We start from the raw sequence: 17,048 nt of genomic DNA on the forward strand, positions 1-17,048 counted from the left end.
ATCATGCCTCATGGCATTCATCTGGCGATTGCGGCGCGGCGCCGCAAGTGGGGATGCGCGTGCGGCTAGCGCGCGGCGACGCGTGCCGGCCCGTTCGGAAAGCGCTCGAACATCGCCTCGGCGAGGCGCGTGGCGATCGCCTGGTCGCTCCAGCGCGAATCGCCCTCGCGCGTCGCGATCTCGGCCCGGCCTTCCCACAGGGGCGCGCCGGTAGCCTTGTCGAGGATGCGCGCTTCCATGCGGGTCGACACCAGCGCCTTGCGCGGCTTGGAGAGATCGACCGCGAGCGCCATGCCCATCGTCGAGCCATAGGTGCCGGTTCCGACCATCATTTCGCCGCTCACCGGCTTGCGCTTGGTCTCCTCGGGCACCAGCGTCTCGCGGCGGATGCGCAGTTCGGTCACCTGCCCGCTGTCGCCCTGCGACTGCGCCAGCGTATCATAGCCGGCCTTCACCAACTGATCGATCACCGCCGCTTCAAAGGGCGCGGTGCCCGGGACATCATCGACCGCGCCGGTCAGCGTCGAAACCTGGACCGGCCCGCTGCCGAGCCGCGCGGCCCCGCCCTCGGCGGTGAACTGTGCGGCATCGACCTGCCCTTCGCGCGAGTCCCGACCGCTGCTCACGAGGGGTGCACGCGGCGAATCGATGCGCGAGCCGCCCCAGCGATCCGGGCCGCGACCCCATTGGGCAACGCCCGGCGCGGCGGTCGCGAGGAGGGAGAGGGCAGCGATGAAGCGGACAGGGACGGAGGCGTTCATGGTGGTCCTCTTGCGCAGAGCTTGTTTCCGCGCCAGCCCACCCAACTGGTCCAGCATCGGCGCGCATAGTCTATCGACCCACGCCTTGCCCCCATATGAATGGGCATCGCGCCTTCGGGGCAGGAAGCGACAGGAGAGTTTCCACGCGCGGCCGCACAGGCTAGGTGAAGCGCATGACGACACAGACCGCGACCTCATCCGAACCGACCACGCTGACGGACGACCCCTTCGCCCTCTTCGCCCAATGGATGGCCGACGCCCGGGCCAGCGAGCCCAATGATCCCGAGGCCATGGCGCTCTCGACCGTCGATGCGCAGGGCCGCCCCTCCACCCGCATGGTCCTGCTCAAGGGCTATGGGCCGGAAGGCTTCACCTTCTACACCAATTTCGAGAGCCGCAAGGCCGGGGAACTGCTCGCCCATCCCGAGGCGGCCCTGCTGTTCCACTGGAAGTCGCTGCGGCGTCAGATCCGGATCGAGGGACCGGTCGGCCCGGTGGATGCCGCAACGGCGGACGCCTATTTCGCCTCGCGCCCGCGCGTGTCGCAGATCGGCGCCTGGGCATCCGACCAGTCCCGGCCGCTGGATGCCCGCGAAACCTTCGAGGATCGCATCAGGGAGGTCGAGGCGCGCTTCGCCGGCGTCAACGTGCCCCGCCCGCCGCACTGGTCGGGCTTCCGCCTTGCCCCGCGCGCAATCGAGTTCTGGCTGGACCGGGCCTTCCGCCTCCACGAGCGTCGCCGCTACGAGGCGGACGGCGCGGGTCGCTGGGCCGCGCAGATGCTCTATCCATGAGGCATGGCCGGTGAGTGCGGCGAGGCCTCCGGCGCACGAGGATCATCTCGCCACGACCGGGGCGATCAATCGCAAGGCCGCGCTCGCCAGCGTCGCCGTGGCGCTCATTCTCGCGACGGCCAAGAGCTGGGCCGTGCTGCGCACCGAGTCCATCGCCATGCTGGGCTCATTGGCGGATACCGGGCTGGATCTGGTTGCCAGCCTCGTCACGCTCTTCGCCGTCCGCCTCGCCGCGCGCCCGGCGGATTACGACCACCGGTTCGGCCATGGCAAGGCGGAGGCTCTGGCCGCGCTGTTTCAGGTCTCGCTGATCAGCGTTGCCGCTGTCCTCATCATCCTGCGCTCGGTCGAGCGGTTCGGCAGTGCCGGCACGCCCACGGCGATCGAATATGGCATCGGCGTCTCCATCCTCGCCATCGTGCTGACCATCCTGCTCGTCAGCTATCAGGCGCGTGCGATCCGGGCGACGGGATCGGTCGCGATCAGCGCGGACAGCCTGCATTATCGCAGTGACCTGCTGCTCAATGGCTCGGTCATCCTGGCGCTGGTTCTGGAAACGGCGCTGCACCTGCGCGGCGCGGACGCGCTCTTCGGCCTCGGTATCGGCCTGTGGCTGGCGCTCAATGCGGGCCGGACGGCGATGCACGCCATTGGCGAGCTGATGGACAAGGAATGGCCGCTGGAAAAGCGCCAGCGCTTCCTCGACATTGCCGAGCGGCACCCCGCCCTGCACGGCATCCACGATCTGCGGACCCGCAGCAGCGGATCGCATGACATCGCCCAGTTCCACATCTGGCTCGACCCGCATATGTCGCTGAAACAGGCGCATGACGTGATGGAGGACATCACCCGCGACCTGACCGCCGACTTCCCCGGCCTGGAGCTGATCATCCACCCCGACCCCGCCGACCAGCCGGAAAGCGACCTGCTCACCCAGCAGGATGCCCGCACGGTGCTCGTCAACGAAGCCGCCGCGAGCGACAAGACGCCCGGGCCGGAGACGCCCGCCCCATGACGGCAGCGCCGATGATCCTCCCTTTCGTCCAGGTCGATGCCTTTGCGCATGCGCCGTTCACCGGCAACCCCGCCGCTGTCATGCCGCTGGATCACTGGCTGGCGGACGATGTGCTGCAGGCGATCGCGCAGGAGAATAACCTCGCGGAGACTGCCTTCGCCGTGCCGCTCCCGCCCGGCGCCGGGGCGGACTATGACTTGCGCTGGTTCACGCCGACCGTGGAAGTCGCGCTGTGCGGCCACGCCACGCTGGCGAGCGGTCATGCCCTGATGGGCGCCGCGCGACAGAGCCTGCGCTTCCGCACACAGCAGGCCGGGGATCTGGTGGTCGAACGCGTGGCGGGCGGTGAAGGCGATACCTACCGGCTCGATCTGCCGGGCATGGCCATGACGCCGGCGGACCTTTCAGAAATCGCCGCCCTGCTCGGTGGCCCCGCGCCGCAGGAGACGCACGCCCGCGACGGCGGCTATCGCCTGCTCGTCTATGCGGACGACGCGCAAGTGCGCGCGCTGCGCCCCGATTTCGCGGCGCTCGGCAAGCTCGGCAATTTGCTCATCATCGCCACCGCGCCGGGCGCCGAGACCGATATCGTCAGCCGCGCCTTCGTGCCGGGCGCAGGGATCGACGAAGACCCGGTGACCGGCTCGGCCCATTGCCTGCTCACGCCCTATTGGAGCGACCGGCTCGGCCGCGACCGCTTCACCGCCTATCAGGCCAGCGCGCGCGGCGGCTATGTCGACTGCGAACGCACCGGCGACCGCGTCATTCTCACCGGTCGATGCCGCACGGTGATCGAGGGGCAGTTTTTGCTTTCAGGGTGGTAAGCCGCCATGAGCAAGAGAGAACTGACGCAAAACGAACGTCGGCAGTTCCACTTGGGCTGCGCCGCCTTGCTCCTCATTCTGGCATTCGGACTTGTGCGGTCAGCCGGCAGCGCAATGTGCGACACAACGACTTTTTATGAAAGTCTCTCGCCCGACGGTTGGACCGGAGCGCGCGTTCAAATGACGGACTGCGGCGCTTTGTCCGGCTTCTCCAGAGTCGTCTGGATACAGCCCCGCTGGCTTCCAACGGATCGGCTCTTCGCCTGTCGAGCCGTAGCGATCGATGGTCAACCAGCTGTTCGTCTGGAGTGGGCGCAGGCAACGCTGGTCGTCGTGACCGACGCACCGCGCGCGAGCGTCATCCACGCCAACGCCTCGTGCTACGGTTGGTCCGTTAAACTGGCAGCGCCACACTCCTGACCAGTCACGAAAACCGCCGGACCAGCCGCGCCATGGCTTCGCGCAGGGCGTCCATGTCTTCCTCGCGGGTGATGCCGAGGCGGACGATGACCAGTCGCTGCTCGGGCGAAACGAGAACAAACTGGCCGCGCTCGCCCACCGCCGCCATCACGCCGGCACCGGCCTGGCCCGGAAAGAGCGGTGAGGGGTCGCCGCCCCGGTTGAGCCAGAGATGCCCACCAAATGCGGCATGAGCGGGCGACGGCGCCGTCATGAAATCGAACCAGGGATCGGCGATGATCTGGCGCCCCGCGACATGGCCGCGCTGGCGGATGAGTTCGCCGATCGTCGCATAGTCGCGCGCCGTCATATGCATCATCAGCGCGCCCTCGAGCGTCCCGCGCGCATCGAATTCCGGCACGAAGTCCTTGAGCCCGAGCGGTCGCGCGAAGCGGGCATCGAGAAAGCGGGCCATGGCGGCGCGGCGGGCGAGCGGGTCCTGATTCGCCGTCAGCCGGTCTGTCATGATGCCGGTGAGGATCATGGTGCTGCCCGCGCTCGGGGCGAAGGTCACGCCCGGGGCCTGCACCAGCGGCTTGGCCGCTGCGAACGCCGCCTGATCCGTGCTGCCCTCGCCCGCGAGCATGGCGAGAGTGTCGCTCGGCTCGCCCGGTTGCCAATCCTCGCGATATTGCAGGCCACTGCTCATCTGCAGCAGGTGCCGCAAGCTGATCGCGGCGCGCGGATCGCCGGTCTGTCGCCAGGCGGCGACGGGCGCCGGATCGTCCAGCGCCAGCAGACCGTCGGAGACCATCATCCCGGCGATGAGGCCGGTGACGGTGCGGGCAATCGACCAGCTCAGGAAGCGGCTCTGCGGCGTGAATCCATCGGCATAGCGCTCGGCGACGATCTCACCCCCGCGCATCACGATGAGCGCGCGCGTCTCGCCGACGTCCGCGCCATCGCCGGGATCGAACAGCGGGTCCACCGCCTCGCGCAGCGCCATGGCGGAAAGGCCGGGGCTGTCCTTCAGCACGGCATAGCGGCTGGCCGGCACGTCCTGCGATGCGCCCGCTCCGGCGAGCATCAGGCTGGCGGCGGTGACGCACAGCCAGCGGGAAAGGCTTTTGATCTTCATGGCGCGCGGCCTTATCACGCAGCGCGATGAAAGGGGATAATCAGATGTGGGGGCAGCGCGATCCTCTCAAGCGCAAGGCCATGATGAAGCGCGCGAGCGGCTGGCTCGCGCTGCTACCGGTGGTTCTGGTCGCCTTCTGGGTCGCGGTGAGCTGGCCGGGCTGGGAGCGGGAGGCCGACCAGGCCGCCGGCCTCGCCGCGCGCCTAGGCTGCTCGTGCCGCTACGTCGAGAATCGCCCGCTCGAAAGCTGCCAGAGCGATCTGGCCGGCGTGCCCTGGATAGCGCTCGTGCGCTATGAGGATGCACCCGAGGCCCGGCGCCTGACCGCCAAAATACCCATGCTGGCCACGCGATCCGCGCGACTCAAGCCCGGCTTCGGCTGCATGCCCGAGCGCTGAGGGGCGTAGGGTGGCCCGTCATATCTCCCCTCCTCTTCAGAGGAGGGACTAAGATAGATCAGTGCCTGCCGCGCAGCCGCTGGATGAGGTGCACCACCGCCGCCACCACCAAGCCGACGAGGAAGCCGAACAGCGCCGCCAGCATCGCGCTGATGGTCCAGACGATCGCCGGCGCGTGGCTCACCGCTTCGGCAATGGCATGCTGGCCATGGGGCAGCACAGCCAGCGGCGTGCCTTCCAGCCCGTGCAGAATGATCCCGCCGCCGACCCACAGCATCGCTACCATGCCGATCGATTCGAGCAGGCTCAGCACGCCCGGCATCATCCGCACCAGCCCGCGACCCACCCGCTGGACCAAAGGGCCACCGGTCTTGGCCAGATGCAGACCGATATCGTCGAGCTTCACGATCAACCCGACCACACCATAGACCGCGACGGTGACCAGCAGGCCCACGACGGCGAGGACCAGCGCCTGCGTGAGCAGCGGCCGACTCGCCACGTCAGCCAGGGCAATCGCCATGATCTCGGCCGAGAGGATAAGGTCGGTGCGGATCGCGCCTGAGACTTTCGCCTTTTCCAGCGCCTTGGCGTCGCCATCGGCGGGGAGCATGTCCTCCTCCTGCGCATGGCCGCCCCGCAGCATCTCGATGATCTTCTCGGCCCCCTCGAAGGCCAGAAAGGTGCCGCCGACCATCAGCAGCGGCGTGATCGCTTGCGGCAGGAACGCGCTGAGCAGAAGCGCGAGCGGCAAAAGGATGAGGAGCTTGTTGCGAATGGACCCGAGCGCGATACGCCAGATCATCGGCAGTTCGCGTTGCGGCGAAAAGCCGGTGACGTAGGTCGGCGTTACGGCGGCATCGTCCACCACCACGCCGGCTGTCTTCACGCTGGCCCGGCCGGCCGCGGCGGTCACATCGTCGACGGATGCCGCGGCAAGGCGGGCGATGGCGGCGACGTCGTCAAGCAGGGCGGCGAGGCCGGAGGCCATAAGGGATGCTCCTCGTCAGGATATTGCAGCCACCCTGCCTGATTTCCCGGCGGGCGGAAAGATCGGGCAGCGGGTCAGGCGGCAGGCTCTGGCGGCAACGACCAGTCGATCGCCCCCCGCCCCTGCGCGGTGAGAAACGCATTGGCCCGCGAGAAGTGCCGGCAGCCAAAAAATCCATTATGGGCCGAGAGCGGCGAGGGATGCGGCGCCTTCAGCACCAGATGCCGCCCCCCCGCGCTCACATCCTGCACGAACGCCGCTTTCTTCTGAGCGTAGGCCCCCCAGAGCAGGAAGGCGACCGGCTTGTCCTGCGCGGCGACGGCGGCGATCACCGCGTCGGTGAACCGCTCCCAACCCTGATTGGCGTGGGCGCCGGCCTTCCCCATCTCGACGGTGAGCACGCTGTTGAGCAGCAGCACGCCCTGTTCCGCCCAATGGACGAGGTGACCATGGCCGGGCGGGGTAAAGTCCACATCGGTCCGCAATTCCTTGAAGATGTTGACGAGGCTCGGCGGCGGCCGCACGCCCGGCTTCACGGAGAAGCACAGGCCATGCGCCTGCCCCGGCCCATGATAGGGATCCTGCCCGAGGATCACCACGCGGACATCCGGCAGGGGCGTGAGGGCGAGCGCGTTGAACCAGTCGCTGCCGCGCGGAAAGATTTGCGCGCCGGCCGCCTTGCGGGCCTGAAGAAAGGCCTTGAGCTGCGCCATGGAGGGCGCGGCGAACGCATCGGCCAGTGCCACCCGCCAGCTTTCATCGAGCGAGGCAGGGATGGAGGGCGGGGTTATGGCGGTGTCGGCATCGGCAGTCATTCGCCCGGCTTAGAGCATTTGCGGCGCCGGGCAAATTAGTCCGCATAGGCGCGAACGGCAGACAGCCGCTGCCGGTTGACACGCAAGGCGATGAAACGCATGGGATTTTCATGCGGATATGCATCAGGCATTTTTCCATCCGCCATCATGCGGGGCAGCTTCTCGCGGGCATCTAGCCCCGGGACCCGGTGCCGTGCGCGCCGGGCTCGGGGCCCTTTCGCCGAACCGCCGTGCGACGTTCCAGACGCGCATGCCCCACGCCCGAAAGTCCGCATGATGCCACGCCACTCCATCACATTCCGCCACCCTTCCGGGGCCTGACCAGAGCACGACCGCCGGCCTTCACCGCGCGCTGAGTCCTGCTCGGCCCGGCAATGTTCGGTCGCTTCGTCTCTGCCTGCCCCACGCGCGCCCTGTCGGCGCCGTCCAGCCCAGCCATCAAATTTACGTCCAGAGAAGAAAGACCAAACATTGCTGAGAATTGACGATAAGCTTCGCCCGGTCCTGCATGACGTCATCCGCCGCAATGGCGGCGAGCCGGAATTTCATCAGGCGGTGACGGAGGTGCTGGAAAGCCTCGGTCGCGTCGTCGCAAAGCGGCCCCATTATCTGGACAATGCCCTGATCGAGCGGCTGTGCGAGCCAGAGCGGCAGATCATCTTCCGCGTGCCGTGGGTGGACGATAATGGCCAGGTGCAGATCAACCGCGGCTTCCGCGTGCAGTTCAACTCGGCACTCGGGCCCTACAAGGGCGGCATCCGCTTCCATCCCTCGGTCAATGTCGGCATCATCAAGTTTCTCGGCTTCGAGCAGACCTTCAAGAACGCCCTCACCGGCATGCCGATCGGCGGCGGCAAGGGCGGATCGGACTTTAACCCCCGCGGGCGCTCGCAGGGCGAGATCATGCGCTTCTGCCAGTCGTTCATGACCGAGTTGTTCCGGCATCTGGGCGAATATACCGACGTGCCGGCCGGCGATATCGGCGTGGGCGGGCGCGAGGTCGGCTATATGTTCGGCCAGTATAAGCGGCTCACCAACCGCTATGAGGCCGGTGTGCTGACCGGCAAGGCGCTGTTCCACGGCGGCTCGCGCGCCCGCACGGAGGCCACCGGCTATGGCGCGACCTATTTCGTCCAGCGGATGCTGGCGACCCGCAAGCAGAGCTTCGATGGCAAGCGCGTGACCGTCTCCGGCTCGGGCAATGTCGCCATCTACACCATGGAGAAGGTCATCGAGTTCGGCGGCATCATCGCGGCCTGCTCGGACTCGAACGGCTATGTGATGGACGAGGACGGCATCGACCTCGAACTGGTCAAGGAAGTCAAGCTCGTCCGCCGCGACCGGATTAGCGACTATGTGCGCCTCAAGGGCGGCAAGAGTCATTATGTCGAGGGCGGCTCGGTTTGGGATGTGCCCTGCGACATCGCCATGCCGTCCGCCACCCAGAACGAGCTGACCGGCAATGACGCCAAGACGCTGCTCAAAAATGGCGTCATCGCGGTGGGCGAAGGCGCCAACATGCCCTCCACCCCGGATGCCGTGCGGCTGTTCCAGGAAGCCGGCATCCTCTTTGCGCCCGGCAAGGCCGCCAACGCCGGCGGCGTCGCCACCTCCGCGCTGGAAATGCAGCAGAACGCCTCGCGCGACAGCTGGTCCTTCGAGAAGACGGAAAGCCGCCTCGCCTCGATCATGCACGACATCCACGACCGCTGCGCGGAAACCGCCGAGGAATATGGCGCCCCCGCTGACTATGTGCTGGGCGCCAACATCGCCGGCTTCGTCCGCGTGGCCGAGGCGATGGACGCGCTTGGGGTGATCTGACGCGCGGTGGACACACAAAGGCCGCCGGAACACCGGCGGCCTTCGCATGTCTGATCCGATCAGCGCTGGTTCTGGCGTTGACCGCCGCCCTGCTGGTTCTGATCGTCCTGTCCGCCCTGCTGGCGACCGGACTTGTCCGTGTTGGACTGGTCCTGCTGGCCGCCCTGGCCGGGCTGGCGCTGTTGATCATTCTGCTGGTTCTGGTTTGCCATGGTCCATCCTCTCTTGTCGCCCTTGATGGGCATGGGAGAGAAACGGATGGAAGAGCGGCCGGTGCCCGGCTTTGCGACGAATGCCGGAAAAGCGGACGAGTTGAAAGGAGCGTCGGACGGGCCGGGTAGGCCGTCAGCCGATCTGCTTCCAGGCCGACGCGATTTCCGCGATGAAGCCGTGAGCGCTCTCCATCAGGCTGGGATCATTGGCGACGGTCGCCTCCAGCGTCCGGCGGCGCGTCTCGCGGTAGATGGTCGCAAGGCTGATGGCGATCTCGCCGCCCTGATCGAAATCAAGGCTCGTCTCCAGCGCGTGGAGAATGGCGAGCGCGCGCGTCTGCCGGTCCAGGCATTTGTGGCGGTCACCGGCCTTGAGCGCCAGTGCGGCGGTATCCAGCGCGAGCAGCAGCTCGTCGAACAGGATGCGCACGAGCTGGTGCGGCGTGGCGCCCTCGACGCGGCTGCCGCTATCCACCGCCGCATAATGGCGGAGCGCGGCCATCGGCCTCATCGGATGCGAACCCATGTACATACAGCGTATCCCTTATTTGGTGCGTCCAGCGTCTGCGCCCGGACTGTTAGTCGTTGTTCTGGCTCCAGATCTTGACCTGCTGCTCAAGATAGGATTGCGTCGCCTGGAACTGCAGCAGGCGCGTTTGCATCTTCGCGTAGGTCGCGGTGAGCTGGGTGCTGTAGGTGCTGCGCTGATCGCCCAGCTTCTCCAGCTCCTTCTCCAGCGCGGCCTTCTGCTTCCCGTAAATGGCTGCGGAACTGGCGAGCGGCCCTTCGCTGCCGTTCACATAATCGGTGATGTCCTTGAGCGCGCCGGCAATGCCCGGCTGCGTCGCGCTGGGCACGGCAGGATTGAGCATCTGGGTGACGCCTTCGGGGTCAGCCGCCAGCGCCGCTTCGAGCCGCTTGGTATCCAGCGTGAGCGTGCCGTTGCGTTCGGTGCGCACGCCCAGATCGCTCAGCGTGCGATAGGTGCCGCTGTCGGTCAGCGGTTGGGAGACCAGGCCGGCGAGACGACGCGACAGATCCCGCACGCCAAAGTCGCCCGAGAGCAGGCCGGCCGTATCGCCCTGCGCGACCGTCGCATCGTTGAGGGCGCCCTTGAGCTGATTATAGGCGGTGACGAACTCGCGAACGAGATCGCTCATGGTGCTGGTCGGCTGGTCCGTGGCGAGGGTGATCGTCTTGCCCGGCTCCGCCTTGTTGAGGTCGATCTGGATGTTGGGGATGGCGGTGGTGATCTTGTTCGAGCCGAATTCCATATCGACATTGTCGATGCGGATCAGCGCATTCGCGGCGACCTGGCTCTGCGTCAGCGTCCCGGCGGCGCCATCCCAGACGAAGCGCTGGAGATTGGCATCCGCATCGGCCTCGGCAGTGAGCGTGAAGGCCTTGGCGGTGCCGGTCTCGCCCTTGAGCACGAGGCGCGCGCCGGATTGATCGGTGACGATCGAAGCCGTCACGCCGGCATTCGCGGCATTGATGGCCGAGGCAAGGTCAGCCAGCGTGCCGGTGCCGCCGACGGTGATCATCGTCTCGGTGCTGCCCACGGTGAGCTTGAGCGTGCCGGTGCCAGCGACGGCGGCGCTGTCGGCCAGCGCGGCGGACTGGAGTACCTGCCCGGCGGCAAGCTGGCGCACCTCAAGCTGCGCCGGCAGGCCCTTGGGCACGCCGCCCGGAATGAGCGAGACCGCCGCGATGGTCGGATCATTGGAGACCGGATTGCCACGATAGCCGGTGCCCTGCAGCAGGTCGGTCAGGGCCTTGGAGAAGGTCTCGAGCGAGCTTTTGGCGGAGGCCAGCGCCGACACGCGGGCACTGGCGGTATCCAGCCGGGACTGGACGGCACTCTGGCGCGGCTGGAACGAGGCATTGGTGAGATCGGACACCATCTGGGTGATGTTGATCCCGGAGCCGATGCCCAGTGCGCTCGCAATATCCGTCGCCATATCCGTCGTCCTTTCAAGGCTTCAGAACGGCAGCGGCGAGCGCGGCTTTAGTGCCACGGGCAAAGAATCAGGGCAGGCGCATTCAGTCGTCGAACAGCGGCGCGCTTGGCGCCGGAACCCTCAGTGCGAGGCGGCTTCCACCATGAGCGAGGTGACCGATGCCTGCGCCGCCTGGGCCAGCCCGGCCTGCCGCGCCACCGCCTGCGCCACATTGGCGACGAAGGTGACCATCTGCTCGTCGGTCGGCGGCATGGGGAGCATGACGACGGGGCTCGGCATCAATGCGACGATGGCCCGGTCGGCCAGTTCGACACTCGATTCAGCATTGCGGGCCGAGGGCTGGATATGCGCCAGCACATCGGCGATCTCGGCATGGATGCGGGCATAATCGGCAGCGGCGGCGGAGCGTTCGCGATCCCGCAGCAAGGCGGCGCGGGAGGTCTCGCCCTCCGCCCCGCCATGCATGGCACGGGATTGGGAAACGGCAGGCACAGCCAAGGGGCTGCGCTCCGTTGCGCTGGTCACCGGGGTGACAGCCCCGGCGCGGGGCAAGAACTCGTTCATGACACATTGCCTTCTAATGTGTCCCCATCAACAAAAGACGGACGAGTTCGGCTAAGCTTTAATTCACGATATTGCGCCCATCCGCATCGAATCGCATCGCATCGGGCAGATCGATGTGCGGACGGTCCATCTCGGTCGCCATGGCGTGCTCGATCCGGTAGACGAAGGCGAGGATGGCGGCGACGGCCATGAACAGCCGTTCGTCCACTTCCTGCCCCGCGCGCGAGGTGAAGTAGATGGCGCGGGTAAGCTCGGGATATTGCAGCACCGGCCGGCCCTGATCGGCCGCGAGCGTGCGGATCGCCGCGGCGATTTCATCGGAACCGCGCGCGACTACCACAGGCGCCGCATCGCGCCCCGGATGATAGCGCAGCGCGACGGCGAAGTGCGTCGGGTTGGTGAGCACCACCGTGGCCTCTTCCACCGCCTTACGCACCGAGCCGTTGAGCGTCTCATATTGCCGCCGGCGGATCGCGCCCTTGAGTTCGGGAGAGCCTTCCGTCTCCTTGTGCTCCTGTTTCACTTCCTGCTTGCTCATGTTGAGCCGCTTCATGCGCTGGAAGATCTGCGCCGGCACGTCGATGCCCGCGATGAGGAACAGGGCCGCCGCGAGCGCGAGCGTGACGACCACGAAGATGTGGCCCATCTCGCTCATCGCCGGCATCACCCCGGTCTTGGCCATGCCGTGAATCGCATCGAACTGCCGCCACAGCAGCACGCCGCCGATGCTGCCGAGCAGCACCACCTTGGCGAGGGATTTGACCAGCTCGATAATGCCCTGCATGCCAAAGATGCGCTTGAGCCCGTTGATCGGGTTCATGCGCTCCGGCTTGGGCACGAGCGCGCCGGTGCGGAAGCCGAGCGAGCCAAGCACGGCAGGCGCGGCAATCGCCGCGACGACCGTCGCCAGCAGCACGCCCGCGAGCGGCAGCGCGATGATGGCGAGCAGATGATAGGCGCGCTGCTCCGGGGCGAAGCCCGCAATATCGCCCTGATCGAACCGCAGGGCCTCGGCGAGCATCAGGCGGATGGCGTCGATCAACGCCGGCCCGGCAATCGCGAGCCAGCCGACGCCGGCCATCACCACCATGGCGGTGGAGAGTTCGCGGGACTGGAGAATGTCGCCCTTGCTGGCCGCGTCCGTCAGACGCTTGGCTGTTGGCTTCTCGGTCTTTTCGCCGCCGCCGGAGGCTTCCTGCGCCATGGTTCAGCCGCCCGCCAGCAAGCGGCTCATGTCGAGCCCTTGGCGCAAGGCGTCGCTGATCGCCTCGCCCATGACCGGCGCGGCGATGGCGAGCAGCACGAGGCCGGCCAGCAGCGTCGCCGGCAGGCCGACCGCGAAGAGATTGAGCGACGGCGCGGTGCGCGCGAGCATGCCCATGACGAGCTGGACGAGAATGAGCGTGAAGGTGACCGGCAGGGCGATGATGACGCCCGAGGCAAACATGGTGCCGCCGAACTGCGCGATGCTCTCGAACGCGCTCGCCGGCATGAGATTGCCCGGGGGCAGCGCCTTGTAGCTCATCACGACGTATTGGATGAGCAGCAGATGCCCATCCATGGCGAGCAGCAGGAAGGTAGCAATGATCGAGAGAAAGCGGCCGACGACCGGCGTTGGCTGGCCTGAGAGCGGATCGACCATGGAGGCAAAGCCGAGGCCCATGGCATTGGCGATCGTCTCGCCGGCAATGAACGCCGCCGAATAGCCGATCTGCAAGGCGAAGCCGAGGCTGAGGCCTGCAATCACTTCCGCCGCGACGAGGGCGATGCCGGCGATGCTGGCCAGCCCTTGTTCGGGCAGCGCAAAGGGGGCGCTGTTGAGCGCGGCAATGCCGATCGCGAGGCTGAGTATGATGCGCAGCTGCACCGGCACGGCGGCGGCGCCGAAGATCGGCGCGGCGAGCAATGCGGCGCCGGGCCGGATCATCGCCAGCATCCAGAGCCACAGCTGCGCCTCGAGGCCCGCAAATGCCGGTGCGATCATCTGAGCAGGTCCGGAATCCGCTCGAAGATCTCGCGCGTGAAATCGGCGATGAGCATCAGGATCGCCCCGCCGAACAGCGCCAGCGTCACCGCGACGATGATGAGCTTGGGCACGAAGGAGAGCGTCGCCTCGTTGATCGAGGTCGCGGCCTGGATCATGCCGATGATGACGCCCGCCAGCAGGGCCGGGATCAGGATCGGCCCGGTCGCGAGCGCGGCAACCCATAGCGCCTGCTGGGCGAGGCCGACGAAGAAATCGCCATTTTCCATGATGCGTCCCTTTCCTGCCCGCTCAGGTCGCGAACGAGCCGGCGAGGGAGCCCATGGTCAGCGCCCAGCCATCCACCAGCACGAACAGCAGCAGCTTGAACGGCATGGAGATGATGGTCGGCGAGAGCATCATCATACCGAGCGCCATCAGCGTGGAGGCGACGACGAGATCGATGATGAGGAAGGGCAGGAAGATCATGAAGCCGATCTGGAAGGCGGTCTTTAACTCGCTGGTGATGAAGGCCGGCAGCATGATCGAGAAGGGAATCTCCTCGGGCGAGCGGAAGGCCGGCACGTTGGCGAGGTTCTGAAACAGAGCGAGGTCGTTCTGGCGGGTCTGCTTGGCCATGAAGCCATGCAGCACCTTGCCCGAGCGGCTCACCGCTTCCTCGATGCTGATCTGACCCTCACCATAAGGCGTGTAGGCGCTGGCGGTGATCTGGTCGATCGCCGGGCGCATCACGAACAGCGAGAGGAACAACGCGAGGCCGACGAGCACCTGGTTCGGCGGCGTCTGCGCGAGGCCGAGCGCCTGACGGAGCAGCGAGAGCACGATGATGATGCGCGTGAAGCTGGTCATCATCAGCACCAGCGACGGCAGCACCGTCAGCAGGCTCATCAGGACGAGGATCTGCAGCGAGATGGAGAGCGGGCGCCCATCGCCCGAAACATCGTCGAGCGCGCGGGTCAGCCCGCCCGAGGCAGCGGCAGCGCCTTGCGGCAGCGCGCCGGTTGCGGGTGCCTGCACTTGCGGCGCGGGCGCGGCGGCGGGTGCAGCCGGGGCAGTCTGCGCGAAGGCGGGCTGCGTGAGGCTCAGCGCGGCAAAGAGAAGAGCGCAAAGGAGGATCAGCAAACCCGTGCTCCTGCGGAAGCAGGAGCCCAGGGCAGCTAGGGACAGCGACTGCGCCCTGGGCTCCTGCCTGCGCAGGAGCACTTGGGTAGTCGCCAGAATGGGGTCAACCATGACGGGTTTCGCTCTCCGCGATCTTCTCGACCTTGCCGCGCGAGACGGAGAGCAGCAGGCGCTTGCCCTCGAATTCCACGACCGCGAGCTTGCCGAGCGTGCCCATGGGCAGCACATCGACCAGCTTGACCATCCGATCGCGCTGGCCGGCGCCGAGCATGCCGGGCTGATATTTGCGCCACAGCCACAGCGCGCCATAGGCCATGCCGCCGACCAGCGGCAGCATGATGAGCAGCTTGAGGAAATACCAGGCGAGCGCGCTCATGCGCGGCGCTCGAGCCCGGCGAGGCGCGCCTCGGTGGAGGCGATCTCGACGATGCGCACGCCATAACGGCCGTTCACCGTCACCACCTCGCCCCGGGCGACCAGCGTGCCGTTGACCATGATGTCCAGCAGATCGTCAGCCTGACGATCGAGCTGCACGACGCTGCCCTCGCCCAGATTCATGATTTCGGCCAGACGCAGCTGTGTGGCGCCGACCTCGACAGACATGCGGACGGGAATATCGGCCAGCAGGGCCATGTTGCGGCCCAGACCCATGTCCACCGGTGCGGCGGCCTCAGCCCGGAGTGTTTCGCTCATCTCGCTCATTATGTTGGTCCTCAGGCCAGTTTTTCGATCATGAAGGCGGCACTGCCGTCCTGTTCGCCCACGGTGCCCTGCGCGAAGACGCGGTCACCGACGAGCAGCGGCAATTGCCGCGCGATGTGGATGGGGATGACGTCGCCGGGCTTCAGCGACATCAGCTCCGCCATTTTGAGATTGGGCCGCGCCAGCACCGTGCGGACGGGGAAGCGCACATCGTCCAGCCGGGTGGCGAGACGGGTCCGCCAGACCGGATCGGCCGGCCGCGCCTCGTCCCCCGCCTTGGGCGATCCGACGATCTCCAGCCCGCCAAAGCCGGCCTTGGGATAAATGAACTCGATGATGCGCGGGCGATGATCGCCCATGTCGACCTCGAACCCCTGCACCACGATGGCCGTCTCGCCGGGCATCAGCTGGGCATGGGCCGGATTGGTCTCACGGTTGATCAGCACCGGCTCCAGCGGCGCGATCTCGGCCCAGCATTCGACCAGCGCCGCGATGATGCCATCGGCAAGCCGGGCACCGAGCCGCGTTTCCGTGGGCGTGAACTCGCGCTTGTCGCTGCTCGCGCGGTCGCCCTTGCCGCCATAGAAGCGATCGACCAGCAGCGAGACCAGCGGCGCGTCGATGCGCAGCACCACCGGCCCCTTGATGGGGTGCAGGCGATAGAGCGAGAGGCTGGCGAACTCCGGAGCGCTCGCATCCCACATCATGAACATGGTTTCTTCGAGCGGCAGCGCGGTGACCAGCGGACGCGCGCCCCCATAAGGCTCGATGATCGCGCGCAACCGGCGGCCGACCCGCTCGCCGAGTTTTTCCAGTCCGCTGATCGCGGCGACCGGCTCACTGGTCTGTCGCCCGAGCGCGAAAGGCTGCACGTCATTCATCGTTCATTGTCCCCGTCCGACCCCCGTCGGACACGGCGCTACTGAATAACGAAATTGGTAAAATAAACGTTATCAATGCCGCCGTAGCCCGTCTTTTCCTTCAAAACATCGTTAATAACGGTCAGAAGTTTCGCCTGGAGCTTCTCCTTGCCCTGCGGGGTCGAGAGGTCGAGCTCCTGCTCCTGCGCCATCATCATCAGGATGGCCGAGCGGATCGGCAGCTCATGCGCCTGCACCGCCTCGATCACGCGCTGGTCGTAATAGGTCGACACGGCGATCGAGACCTGCGCGAAGGAGTCACTGTCCGCGAGGTTGGAGGTGAACGGCGCCGGGATCTGGAAATAGGTCGCCTGATAGGCCGAAGCATTGGCCGGGCGGGGCAGATCCACGCCCTTGCCCTCGCGCTCCGGCGCGTGCTGCTCGGCGGCCTTGGCGGCCCAGGTCTTGGCGACCTCTTCGGGCTTTTCGCCAGTCAGCACCAGCTGCGGGCGAAAGGCGTCTTCCGCCGGCCCGCTTTCCTTGTGCATGGAGCCAGCGGCGAAGAACCCCGCCGCCGCGCCACCGCCACCCAGCAGCGCCACGGCGCCCAGGATGATGATAAGCTTCTTCTTGCCGCCGCCCTTCTTCTTGGCGGCGCCGGCGTCCGGTGCGTCACTCATCGATCGATCC

At 66.9% G+C, this 17,048-nt stretch carries 21 protein-coding genes; 5 read left to right on the top strand and 16 right to left on the bottom strand.

The window, feature by feature from the left end; all coding sequences use genetic code 11:
* Positions 1–65: 65 nt before the first annotated feature.
* On the bottom strand, positions 66–761 hold the full coding sequence (locus M2334_RS16490) for a DUF4136 domain-containing protein (protein ID WP_181560877.1): 696 nt from the start codon (positions 759–761) through the stop codon (positions 66–68).
* A 173-nt stretch (positions 762–934) separates the two neighbouring features.
* Between M2334_RS16490 and pdxH the strand changes: the two genes are divergently transcribed.
* From pdxH to M2334_RS16505, 3 genes are read left to right on the top strand one after another with little or no spacing between them, the layout of a single operon-like run.
* The gene (pdxH, locus tag M2334_RS16495; RefSeq protein WP_264605997.1) at positions 935–1,555 is read left to right on the top strand and encodes a pyridoxamine 5'-phosphate oxidase; all 621 of its coding nucleotides are present in this window, start codon (positions 935–937) and stop codon (positions 1,553–1,555) included.
* Positions 1,556–1,565: 10 nt separating this feature from the next.
* A complete protein-coding gene (locus M2334_RS16500; protein ID WP_264605998.1) occupies positions 1,566–2,570 on the top strand; it encodes a cation diffusion facilitator family transporter in 1,005 nt (334 codons plus the stop codon).
* Positions 2,567–3,394, top strand: a complete 828-nt coding sequence (locus tag M2334_RS16505) for a PhzF family phenazine biosynthesis protein (protein WP_264605999.1) — start codon at positions 2,567–2,569, stop codon at positions 3,392–3,394. The genes M2334_RS16500 and M2334_RS16505 overlap by 4 nt, the downstream gene beginning before the upstream one ends.
* Positions 3,395–3,818: 424 nt before the next feature.
* On the opposite strand, the gene M2334_RS16510 is transcribed toward M2334_RS16505, so the two are convergent.
* Positions 3,819–4,931, bottom strand: a complete 1,113-nt coding sequence (locus tag M2334_RS16510; RefSeq protein WP_264593447.1) for a serine hydrolase domain-containing protein — start codon at positions 4,929–4,931, stop codon at positions 3,819–3,821.
* Positions 4,932–4,957: 26 nt separating this feature from the next.
* On the opposite strand from M2334_RS16510, the gene M2334_RS16515 reads away from it, so the two are divergent.
* Positions 4,958–5,329 (top strand): hypothetical protein, encoded by a 372-nt coding sequence (locus M2334_RS16515; protein ID WP_264606000.1) that lies wholly within the window; start codon positions 4,958–4,960, stop codon positions 5,327–5,329.
* Positions 5,330–5,387: 58 nt separating this feature from the next.
* Here M2334_RS16515 and M2334_RS16520 read toward each other — a convergent pair whose 3' ends face one another.
* Positions 5,388–6,317 (bottom strand): DUF808 domain-containing protein, encoded by a 930-nt coding sequence (locus M2334_RS16520; protein WP_264606001.1) that lies wholly within the window; start codon positions 6,315–6,317, stop codon positions 5,388–5,390.
* Positions 6,318–6,391: 74 nt separating this feature from the next.
* Complete coding sequence (ung, locus tag M2334_RS16525) at positions 6,392–7,132, bottom strand: uracil-DNA glycosylase (RefSeq protein WP_264593450.1); 741 nt, start codon at positions 7,130–7,132, stop codon at positions 6,392–6,394.
* Positions 7,133–7,603: 471 nt separating this feature from the next.
* On the opposite strand from ung, the gene gdhA reads away from it, so the two are divergent.
* Positions 7,604–8,953, top strand: a complete 1,350-nt coding sequence (gdhA, locus tag M2334_RS16530; RefSeq protein ID WP_264576881.1) for an NADP-specific glutamate dehydrogenase — start codon at positions 7,604–7,606, stop codon at positions 8,951–8,953.
* 59 nt (positions 8,954–9,012) lie between these two features.
* Here gdhA and M2334_RS16535 read toward each other — a convergent pair whose 3' ends face one another.
* The 12 genes from M2334_RS16535 to fliL form a co-directional block, all read right to left on the bottom strand.
* Positions 9,013–9,165 (bottom strand): hypothetical protein, encoded by a 153-nt coding sequence (locus M2334_RS16535; protein ID WP_264571511.1) that lies wholly within the window; start codon positions 9,163–9,165, stop codon positions 9,013–9,015.
* A 133-nt stretch (positions 9,166–9,298) separates the two neighbouring features.
* Complete coding sequence (fliS, locus tag M2334_RS16540; RefSeq protein ID WP_264576883.1) at positions 9,299–9,667, bottom strand: flagellar export chaperone FliS; 369 nt, start codon at positions 9,665–9,667, stop codon at positions 9,299–9,301.
* 76 nt (positions 9,668–9,743) lie between these two features.
* Positions 9,744–11,126: a flagellar filament capping protein FliD gene (gene fliD / locus M2334_RS16545; protein ID WP_264571513.1), complete on the bottom strand. Its 1,383-nt coding sequence runs from the start codon at positions 11,124–11,126 to the stop codon at positions 9,744–9,746.
* Positions 11,127–11,246: 120 nt separating this feature from the next.
* Positions 11,247–11,690 (bottom strand): hypothetical protein, encoded by a 444-nt coding sequence (locus M2334_RS16550; RefSeq protein ID WP_181560888.1) that lies wholly within the window; start codon positions 11,688–11,690, stop codon positions 11,247–11,249.
* Positions 11,691–11,748: 58 nt separating this feature from the next.
* On the bottom strand, positions 11,749–12,894 hold the full coding sequence (locus M2334_RS16555; protein ID WP_264574129.1) for a flagellar biosynthesis protein FlhB: 1,146 nt from the start codon (positions 12,892–12,894) through the stop codon (positions 11,749–11,751).
* Between the two features lie 3 nt (positions 12,895–12,897).
* Positions 12,898–13,674: a flagellar biosynthetic protein FliR gene (fliR, locus tag M2334_RS16560; RefSeq protein WP_181560890.1), complete on the bottom strand. Its 777-nt coding sequence runs from the start codon at positions 13,672–13,674 to the stop codon at positions 12,898–12,900.
* Entirely contained in the window at positions 13,671–13,943 is a 273-nt protein-coding gene (gene fliQ, locus M2334_RS16565) for a flagellar biosynthesis protein FliQ (RefSeq protein WP_181560891.1), read from the bottom strand. Before fliQ ends, fliR begins: the two co-directional genes overlap by 4 nt.
* Positions 13,944–13,965: 22 nt before the next feature.
* Positions 13,966–14,796, bottom strand: coding sequence for a flagellar type III secretion system pore protein FliP (gene fliP / locus M2334_RS16570; protein ID WP_264593452.1), 831 nt, complete (start codon positions 14,794–14,796; stop codon positions 13,966–13,968).
* A gap of 103 nt (positions 14,797–14,899) precedes the next feature.
* Positions 14,900–15,172: a flagellar biosynthetic protein FliO gene (locus M2334_RS16575; protein ID WP_181560893.1), complete on the bottom strand. Its 273-nt coding sequence runs from the start codon at positions 15,170–15,172 to the stop codon at positions 14,900–14,902.
* A complete protein-coding gene (fliN, locus tag M2334_RS16580) occupies positions 15,169–15,498 on the bottom strand; it encodes a flagellar motor switch protein FliN (RefSeq protein WP_181560894.1) in 330 nt (109 codons plus the stop codon). The genes M2334_RS16575 and fliN overlap by 4 nt, the downstream gene beginning before the upstream one ends.
* An 11-nt stretch (positions 15,499–15,509) precedes the next feature.
* The gene (locus M2334_RS16585; protein ID WP_264593453.1) at positions 15,510–16,379 is read right to left on the bottom strand and encodes a flagellar motor switch protein FliM; all 870 of its coding nucleotides are present in this window, start codon (positions 16,377–16,379) and stop codon (positions 15,510–15,512) included.
* A gap of 38 nt (positions 16,380–16,417) precedes the next feature.
* Positions 16,418–17,038: a flagellar basal body-associated protein FliL gene (fliL, locus tag M2334_RS16590; RefSeq protein WP_264571515.1), complete on the bottom strand. Its 621-nt coding sequence runs from the start codon at positions 17,036–17,038 to the stop codon at positions 16,418–16,420.
* Positions 17,039–17,048 lie beyond the last annotated feature (10 nt).

It is taken from the genome of Sphingobium sp. B11D3D, from assembly GCF_025961755.1.
Lineage (GTDB): Bacteria > Pseudomonadota > Alphaproteobacteria > Sphingomonadales > Sphingomonadaceae > Sphingobium.